Origin of the sequence: Candidatus Cryosericum odellii, from assembly GCF_003570935.1 — a bacterium.
Lineage (GTDB): Bacteria > Caldisericota > Caldisericia > Cryosericales > Cryosericaceae > Cryosericum > Cryosericum odellii.
Genome location: NZ_QXIU01000002.1, coordinates 1 through 7,736, shown reverse-complemented (window position 1 = coordinate 7,736; position 7,736 = coordinate 1). Strand labels below are relative to the sequence as shown.

Annotated in this window: 9 protein-coding genes; 5 read left to right on the top strand and 4 right to left on the bottom strand. The window is 59.1% G+C overall.

Annotated features, from left to right (window positions below):
* Positions 1–170: metal-sensitive transcriptional regulator (locus SMC5_RS11500; protein ID WP_407079746.1), on the bottom strand; the 170-nt coding region annotated here is incomplete at its 3' end.
* Between the two features lie 86 nt (positions 171–256).
* On the opposite strand from SMC5_RS11500, the gene SMC5_RS00075 reads away from it, so the two are divergent.
* From SMC5_RS00075 to SMC5_RS00060, 4 genes are read left to right on the top strand one after another with little or no spacing between them, the layout of a single operon-like run.
* Complete coding sequence (locus SMC5_RS00075) at positions 257–592, top strand: hypothetical protein (protein ID WP_119119097.1); 336 nt, start codon at positions 257–259, stop codon at positions 590–592.
* Positions 589–1,155 (top strand): QueT transporter family protein, encoded by a 567-nt coding sequence (locus SMC5_RS00070; RefSeq protein WP_119119096.1) that lies wholly within the window; start codon positions 589–591, stop codon positions 1,153–1,155. The genes SMC5_RS00075 and SMC5_RS00070 overlap by 4 nt, the downstream gene beginning before the upstream one ends.
* Positions 1,152–1,991 (top strand): nitrilase-related carbon-nitrogen hydrolase, encoded by an 840-nt coding sequence (locus tag SMC5_RS00065; protein ID WP_119119095.1) that lies wholly within the window; start codon positions 1,152–1,154, stop codon positions 1,989–1,991. Before SMC5_RS00070 ends, SMC5_RS00065 begins: the two co-directional genes overlap by 4 nt.
* Positions 1,988–2,815, top strand: coding sequence for an NAD+ synthase (locus tag SMC5_RS00060; RefSeq protein ID WP_119119094.1), 828 nt, complete (start codon positions 1,988–1,990; stop codon positions 2,813–2,815). Before SMC5_RS00065 ends, SMC5_RS00060 begins: the two co-directional genes overlap by 4 nt.
* Positions 2,816–2,911: 96 nt before the next feature.
* On the opposite strand, the gene SMC5_RS00055 is transcribed toward SMC5_RS00060, so the two are convergent.
* Genes SMC5_RS00055 through SMC5_RS00045 form a run of 3 tightly spaced genes read right to left on the bottom strand, consistent with a single transcriptional unit; the run spans position 2,912 to position 6,714 of the window.
* Positions 2,912–3,907 (bottom strand): 6-phosphofructokinase, encoded by a 996-nt coding sequence (locus SMC5_RS00055; RefSeq protein ID WP_119119093.1) that lies wholly within the window; start codon positions 3,905–3,907, stop codon positions 2,912–2,914.
* Positions 3,908–3,932: 25 nt separating this feature from the next.
* The gene (locus tag SMC5_RS00050; RefSeq protein ID WP_165846110.1) at positions 3,933–5,276 is read right to left on the bottom strand and encodes a TldD/PmbA family protein; all 1,344 of its coding nucleotides are present in this window, start codon (positions 5,274–5,276) and stop codon (positions 3,933–3,935) included.
* Positions 5,269–6,714 carry a TldD/PmbA family protein gene (locus SMC5_RS00045; RefSeq protein WP_119119091.1) on the bottom strand — a complete coding sequence of 482 codons (1,446 nt, stop codon included), beginning with the start codon at positions 6,712–6,714 and terminating at the stop codon, positions 5,269–5,271. Before SMC5_RS00045 ends, SMC5_RS00050 begins: the two co-directional genes overlap by 8 nt.
* 306 nt (positions 6,715–7,020) lie before the next feature.
* Here SMC5_RS00045 and SMC5_RS00040 point away from each other — a divergent pair.
* On the top strand, positions 7,021–7,736 hold a 716-nt coding region (locus tag SMC5_RS00040; RefSeq protein ID WP_133299123.1), incomplete at its 3' end, for a hypothetical protein.

The window sequence follows — 7,736 nt, the reverse complement described above, 5'->3', positions numbered from 1 at the left end:
CCGACTTCGTTGAGAAGGATGTCGGTTCCGATGCGGCCTATGGCCGCGTGAGCAGCCACAAGCTGCACCAGGACTTCATTGCATGGACGACCTTCGTCGACCATCTTCTGAATCCCGCGCAACTGCCCTTCGACACGTCGAAGGCTATGTAAGACCTTTGTCTTCTCCATCATATACCCCTTGGGGTATATTAGGCAGAAAGTTGCCGTTGTCAAGAATGCCTGTAATATAATGTGGTAAAGTTTGGAGGTGTTATATGAAGCGAGTGTTGACTAGTCTGGTCGTTTTTCTTGTCGTGTTTGCCGTCCTCGCAGTTGTCATTGGCCAGTTGCCAATAGAGCCCGTTAAACTGCCGATTCCGTTCTTCCCGACAATACAAACGTCAGTCAAAGCAGTAGCCTACGCCTCCTTCTTCGTCGGTCTGCTGCTTGCCACTATAATCGCTTTCGCTGGCGACATGGCCCTCCGGAAGAGGTTCCGCGCGATGATGCTTGGCCAGAACAAGCGACTGAAACCAGGCGGCAAGAGCAAGGAGATCGCCGACGACACCATGGCGACGACTCTTCCCGGCGAGCGCAAATCTCCAGAATGAACCGCCACAGCACGGTCCAGATTACCCGCGCCGCCCTCATTGCAGCAATGTACATCGTCTTCACAATGGTTCCACCCTTCAATGCCATCAGCTACGGAGTCGTGCAGTTCCGGCTGGGGGAAGCGCTGGTCCTGCTGCCATTTCTGCTCGACGAGGCAGTCGTTGGCGTGGCCGTCGGTTGTCTTGTCGCCAACCTGTTCTCCCCGTTTGGTCTCATCGACGTCGTTATCGGCACCGGTGTAACCGTGCTGGCGGCACTTCTCACTAGACGCTTGCGCAGGACCGGCAGGCTCTGGCTGGCAGCCATACCGCCGATCGTCCTCAACGCACTCATCGTGTCCGCCTACGTATCAACACTCACCCTGCCGGCCGCTGAGAATTTGCCTCTCAAACACAGCCTCACGGCGGGGCTGCGCTTCATCCTGGCGAACTTTTCCTGGAGAGTCTACGTGCCAGTGGCGCTGTCGATCCTGGCCGGTGAGGCGGCTGTTGTCATTCTCCTCGGCCTTCCACTCCTTGCCCTCATCCGTCACAATATCCGCCCCGTCAAGGAGGTTCAATGACCTATACCGTCGCTCTTGCCCAGGTGAATCCTGCGTGCGGTGACCTGGAATACAACGTCAAGATGCACGTCGCCCAGACGGAGCAAGCTCTTGAGGCCGGCGCCGATCTGATTGTGTTCCCCGAGCTGTCACTCTCCGGATACATGCTCAAGGACCAGACGCTTGACGTCATGCGCCGCGCCGACTGCCCCGAGTTCGCTCAGCTCCGTGAGCTTTCACGCCACATCGCGATCTGCGCAGGCTTCGTCGAAGAAGGCGAAGACGGCATTCCCTACAACAGTGCGTTCTTCATGGATGCCGGCGAAGTCTGCCACGTCCACCGCAAGATGTATCTGCCCACAAACGGCATGTTCGAGGAACTCAAGTTCCTTGGACGCGGGAGGGAACTCTCGATCTTCGACACACGCTTCGGGCGCACTGGCATCGTCATTTGTCGTGACCTGTTTCATCCCCTCGAGGTGTCCACGATGGCAGCTCTCGGCATAGGGCTGCTACTGGCGCCCAGTGCCATGCCGGCACGTGGGTTTGGTGGCGAGGAACTGGCAATCGAGCAGACCGTCGGCTTGGCCCTCGGTTCGGCCAGTACGTTCCTCGGGATATTCGTCGTATATGTCAACCGCGTTGGATTCGACGATGGGATCGGATTCTACGGGGGTTCAGCTCTGAGCGACCCTGTCGGAGGCATCACCGTCTCGGCTCCACGGTTCGAGACAGCACAGCTCCTCGGAACCGTCGACACGTCGCACATTGCACGGCACCGCTACCAGCTTCCCATTCGCCGGGAGGAAGACCTGGAGATCGTACGCCATGCTCTGGAAACGAGGAGGAACTCATGACAGTGGATACCCTCGCTCTCAACAACAAATTTGTCGAGGACTATCTCAAACGCTTCGTCCAGGAAGAGCTGCACACGAGTGGGTTCACAGAGGCATGCATCGCCCTTTCCGGTGGACTGGATTCTGCACTGGTGCTCAAGTTGACCGTCGACGCTCTCGGAGCCGACCATGTTCACGCCATCTTCCTTCCCTACAAGGCCAGTTCAGCTGAAAGCAAGCGGGATGCCCGCACGATGTTCGAGTTCTGCGGCATTCCCTGGCAGGAGCTGGACATCAGCGGCATGGCCGATGCATACCTCGCATTGCAGCCTGGCATCGACCGGCTGCGGACGGGCAACCTGCTGGCTCGCCTGCGCATGGCGGTCATCTTCGACCAGTCGAAGGAGGAGAATGCCCTCGTCGTCGGAACCAGCAACAAGAGCGAACTGCTGGTCGGCTACTCGACGTGGTACGGTGATATGGCATGTGCCATTATGCCTATCGGCGACCTGTACAAGACCCAGGTACGGTCGCTTGCGCGTCACATCGGACTGCCACAGCAGGTCATCGCCAAGCCGCCTTCCGCCGACCTCTGGGCCGGCCAGACGGATGAGGGAGAAATCGGTGTGAGCTACGAGACACTCGACCAGGTCCTGTACCTCCTGGTCGACCAGCGCTGCTCGTCTGCCGAAGTCATATCAGAAGGCTTTGATCTTGACCTTGTGCAACGGGTCGAGCGCAAGATTCTGACATCCCAGTTCAAGCGCGTCGCTCCTCCTATCGCCAAGCTGTCGCAGCGCACCGTCGGCACCGATTTCCTCTACCCGCGCGACTGGCGCAAGTAATCCGCGCCACCTCAAGGCATTGATCAACAAAGAACGCCCCGGTCTGATGGCCGGAGCGTTTGCTGTCAAGCGGCAGTGTGGCTGGTCGGCCAGGATCTAGTAAAAGGTCTTGGCTTCAAGGACAATGTCGGCCGGGATGACGTGTGGCTGAGTCGTCGCTTCCCTGAGATCGGTGAAGGCGACCCGCTGACCAATCTCACCCACGAGGATGCCGGACTTGCCTTCGCGCATCGCGTTCACGGCCGCAAGGCCGAGTCGGGTGGCCAGCAATCTGTCAAAGACTGTAGGCGAACCGCCCCGCTGGAGATAGCCCAGCACCGTGACACGCATGGACAGGTTGGTCGTGCTGGCCAATGCTTCTGCCAAGCCATAGCCCGCCACGGGCCTGCCCGCAATAGTCGGTTCATGCGTGGCTACCGGATATCCCTCGGCGACGACGACGATGGAGAAATCCTTCCCCTCTTCCTTCCGCTGCTTGAGGTGTGTTGCCAGCGTCTCTATGGAAACAGGCTGCTCGGGAATGGCTATGAAATCAGCTCCCCCTGCAAGGCCGCCGTACAGCGCCAGCCAGCCAGACTGACGGCCCATGACCTCCACGATCATGACCCGATGATGCGCCGACGCTGTCGAATGGAGCTTGTCCAGCGCGTCGCTGATGGTCGTGATCGCGCTGTCGAATCCGATGCTGAAGTCGGTGCCAAAGATATCATTGTCGATCGTATTGGGCACAACAACACATGGAATGCTGTTTGCGTCAAGTACCGCCGCCACCGCAACGGCACTGCGGTCGCCAATGATGATACTGGTCGTGATGCTGTTGCTTTCGAGGACACCACGTATCTTCGCCAGGTTCTGGACCGCAAACTCGGGCGACACACGAGAACTGCCGAAGATGCTTCCACCCAGAGGAAGGATACCGGAGACTGTTTTCTTGTTCATGATCTCAATGTCGCCACGCACAAGTCCTTCGAACCCGTCTCGTACCATCAGGACATCGTATCCGAGCTCAAATGAACGCCTTGCAACGGACCGAATGGCTGCGTTCATGCCTGGTGCGTCCGCCCCTGCCGTCATGATTGCGATACGTCTCATCTGTATTCCTCCCTTTCCCTTTCTGCTACCGTGTCACACCGGTGAACTGGAACCCCTTGGCCCGGATACTGGGGAGCACCATGGCGCCGATTCCGAATGATGAAGCCAGGACCACGCGGTTCCGGCTGATTTCGACAGTGTGTGCAAGCATGTCGACGAGCCCCTGCGTGAACCGCAGGTTTCGAATCCCATACATCTTGCGGCCATTCTCGATGAGGTACGTGCCGTCTCGCGTCGTCCCAGTAACCACCGCGCCCCGCGGCTCGACAGGGCTGCCGTACCAGAAACGGGTCACATAGATACCTCGTTCGACGTGAGAAACCATGTCAGCCTCACTACTGTCACCTGCACCCATGAAGATATTGAGCGGATAAGGGCCGATGTCGTTTGGCTGTTGAAGCGAATGCCCTGTCGTCGCGCGCCCCATCTTAGCGGCATAGTAGGAATCATATACGACGTTCCCCCCTTTGCCTTCAGTCAGGAAATCGACGCGACGCTTCGGCATTCCCTCGAAATCGAAGGGAACGGGCATTCCCGCAGGATCCAGCCCGTCGTCGTATAAACTGACGATGGGGGAGGCGATCTGCTCACCCTCGTGCCCCTCGAGGAAACACGTATGCTGCTCGACACTGCGAGCGGACAGGGCAAGATAGGCCAGCATGCCCATGAGCTCCTCGACGGCAAACGGGCTCAGGACAACCTCAAAGGCTCCGGGTCCGACCTCAGCAGGATGCCGTGTCTCCACCGCTGTGCGCACAGCTTGTTCGCCTGTGGCTTCCGGATCAATGTCCGCAATGTCGGCCGACGACATCAGACCATATCCGGAACTGTCATCGCCCATGACGACGGCTTTCAATGCCGCGACCGTGTACTGCTGATAAGCTGCTACACCCATCGAACTCACAACTGCCAGTTCAGAGTTCTGCACCTGGTAGGTCCCGGCTGCCCGCAGGCCCTCGTGTTCTGCGCGCTTGATGACCTTCTTCACCGCAAGAACACGTTCTCCGGGTTGGGAGGCAGCGGTCGCTGCGACCCATCCACCGACACGTCCTGCAGCTATCGGCTGAGGAGACGGAAGACCTGGAAACCCGGGATCGTCAGGCATAAGCCGGGCAGCCTGCGATGCCTGCTCCACAACGAGCGCCAGACCCTCGGGAGAGCAGTCGGTCGTCGACGCACTTCCGACCTTCTTCCCGACGACGGCGCGCGCCTGAACCTGCGCTGTGTGTTCAGCCACGTTCTGATGGATGATGTTCTCGGCATACCACGTGAGAGCACTGTTGGAGGTCATGGTCACGATCTCTGTCTGATCTGCGTCCGACGCCTTCAGTGCGTCGTGCATGAGACCGTGAAGCTGTTCCTTACTCATGCAGCACCCCCACCTGAACGTGGCGGAACCGGGCAGGCGACGTACCATGCGACACGTGTGCCACTTGCATCGGCTCTCCTTTGCCACAATTGTCGACACCCCACACGTGGTACAGCTCAGGACCTCCGATGCCGTCACAGGACCTCCAGAACTCATACGTGACGCCGGTGTACGTCGGGTTCTTGACCATGTCCTGGAGTTTCCCTCCCTTGATCTCCCAGCCGACCTCGCTGCCGAACTGGAAATTGAGGCGTCGATCATCGATGGACCAGCTCTTGATGCCGTCCACGTAAAGACCATCCTCCACGCCGCCGATCAACTGCTCGAAGGTCAGGTCGCCCGGTTCAAGGTTGATGCTCACCATACGGACAATAGGGCAGCGTGTGAAGCCATCGGCCCTCATCGCCCCCATGGGTTCCTCGCCGACGACAGGAGCTGATGCACGAGAGTTGAGGTAATGCTCAAAGATACCGCCCCGTACCAGGTATACCCTGCGGCCCTTCACCCCCTCGTCGTCATACGCGAGTCCACCCAGGGCGTGGGGAATCGTGGGATCCGCGGTCAGGTTGACGATGTCGGACCCATAGCGGAAGCTGCCTTTCTTGTCGGGCGTCAGAAATGATGTCCCGGCGAACGAGGCCTCCATGCCCATGACCCGGTCCAGCTCGGATGGGTGACCGCATGACTCGTGGACCTGCAGGGCGAGCTGCTGCCCTCCGACGACCAGGTCTTTGACGCCTGACGGACACGGTTTGGCGGAGAGGAGCGCCAAGGCTTCCCTGGCGATCGGTTCGGCATGTTCCAGCAGCTTCATGGCTTCCACGAACTCCCAGCCCGACTGAGCGTTGTCGCCAGAGGCAAACATGGGGTAACTGCGGATCTGAACGTCACCCTTGTCACTGGCAGCCATGGCGCTGACGCCGGCGCCGCTCTCGACCCGGTCCTGAACGATGTAGGAGCCCTCGGAGGACGCGAAGATCTTGCGCTCCTTCAGAAACTGCATCTGACCTCGTGCCAGGACGATTCCCGGCAACATCATCGCCCTGGTGGCTTCGGCGAGCAATCCGATTTTCTCAGAATCAGGGATCGTGAAGGGATCCACGTCGGCCTGGTGCGGTATCATGTCTTGACTGAGAGCGACCAGCGCCAGGACGACATCCTTCTTCTTTGCCAGCGCGCTCGCGTGCGCTATGGCTACCGCCTCTTCGACGATATGGTCCGCCTCGGCGTCGGACACGACAGACGACGATGAAAAACCCCAAGCCCCGTTCGCGATGACGCGGACCCCAAATCCGCGCTGGTGCGCGTGCACGACGGCCCGAGGCGCTCCCCCGACAACCGACACGTCCTCGCGTTCCATGTCAATGAGACGGCAATCGCAGTAGCTTGCGCCGAGGCGCTTCGCTCCCGCAATGACCCGCTCCGTGAACTTGTCCACTGGTCACCTCCCTGGTCGACAATGTCAGTATATTGGAGCATCCGCCAAAAGCAACGCCAGGAGCTATATGCCGTTGGGCCCACCAACCTCTTCTTTGCCAAACCTGACGTTCAGGCTAGAATTGTCACGGTGATGAGATGAAGAAAACCGTTAAGTCGCATGACCTGTTGCACATAACCCTCCAAAATCAGCGCTGGCTCGCCGCCTTTATCCTTGTGGCGGCAACCCTGGGTGCCATGACCTTGTGGGCNNACCGCGACCGGCCAGATATTTGCGTTACGTGGATGGGCGAGCCAGAGCGAAGGTGTGGAACTGGGGGATAATCCCACGTCATTCACGTTGAGTACATCGGGCAAGTACCTTCTGGTAGCAGGACAGCGACTGACATTGCTGGATGATGCCCTTCACCAAAAATGGTCGCGACAAACGACGGCTCCCAGCGTGGTCGAGCAAGCCGTGTTCACCGTCACCGGAGGGGTTGCCGTCGTCTACTCGTTCCTGAAAGACCAATCCCGGCAATTCGTCACGTACGACATTGCCGGCAAGTACCAGGATGGTTACACCGTACCCGATTTCGGCCGTGGGTCGCAGATCAGCCTTGCGCGCAGCGGAACGCTCGTCGTGACACTGGAAAGCGGCACCATCTACACCGTCTCGCCGCAAGGAAAGGTCATCGCCAAGTTCACGGTCCCCAACCCAGGCCAGAAACTGGCAGGACTCGTCACAGTTGTCGACGACAGCGGCACACGCATCCTGGTCGGCTACGGCCGCAGCATCTCGGGCACCCCCGGTCCCCTGCCCCGCTATCTGTTCGACCAGACGGGGAAGAAGATAGCCCAGATTTCGGCCACTTCCGACAATCCCGACCTTCGCGCGCTAGGTAACGACTTTCTGACCTTTGGACGCACTGCAGAGATCTTCGACAAGGATGGCAAGCAACTGCTGTCAGCCTCAAAACTCAACTTCAATGCAATCGACGCCTCGATGTCCGATGGAGAGTGTGCACTCCTGTTCCAGGAACA

Excerpts from the sequence above, each read along its gene's own strand:
- SMC5_RS00075 (WP_119119097.1), top strand. The coding sequence starts at position 257 with ATGAAGCGAGTGTTGACTAGTCTGGTCGTTTTTCTTGTCGTGTTTGCC.
- SMC5_RS00070 (WP_119119096.1), top strand. The coding sequence starts at position 589 with ATGAACCGCCACAGCACGGTCCAGATTACCCGCGCCGCCCTCATTGCA.
- SMC5_RS00065 (WP_119119095.1), top strand. The coding sequence starts at position 1,152 with ATGACCTATACCGTCGCTCTTGCCCAGGTGAATCCTGCGTGCGGTGAC.
- SMC5_RS00060 (WP_119119094.1), top strand. The coding sequence starts at position 1,988 with ATGACAGTGGATACCCTCGCTCTCAACAACAAATTTGTCGAGGACTAT.
- SMC5_RS00055 (WP_119119093.1), bottom strand. The coding sequence starts at position 3,907 with ATGAGACGTATCGCAATCATGACGGCAGGGGCGGACGCACCAGGCATG.
- SMC5_RS00050 (WP_165846110.1), bottom strand. The coding sequence starts at position 5,276 with ATGAGTAAGGAACAGCTTCACGGTCTCATGCACGACGCACTGAAGGCG.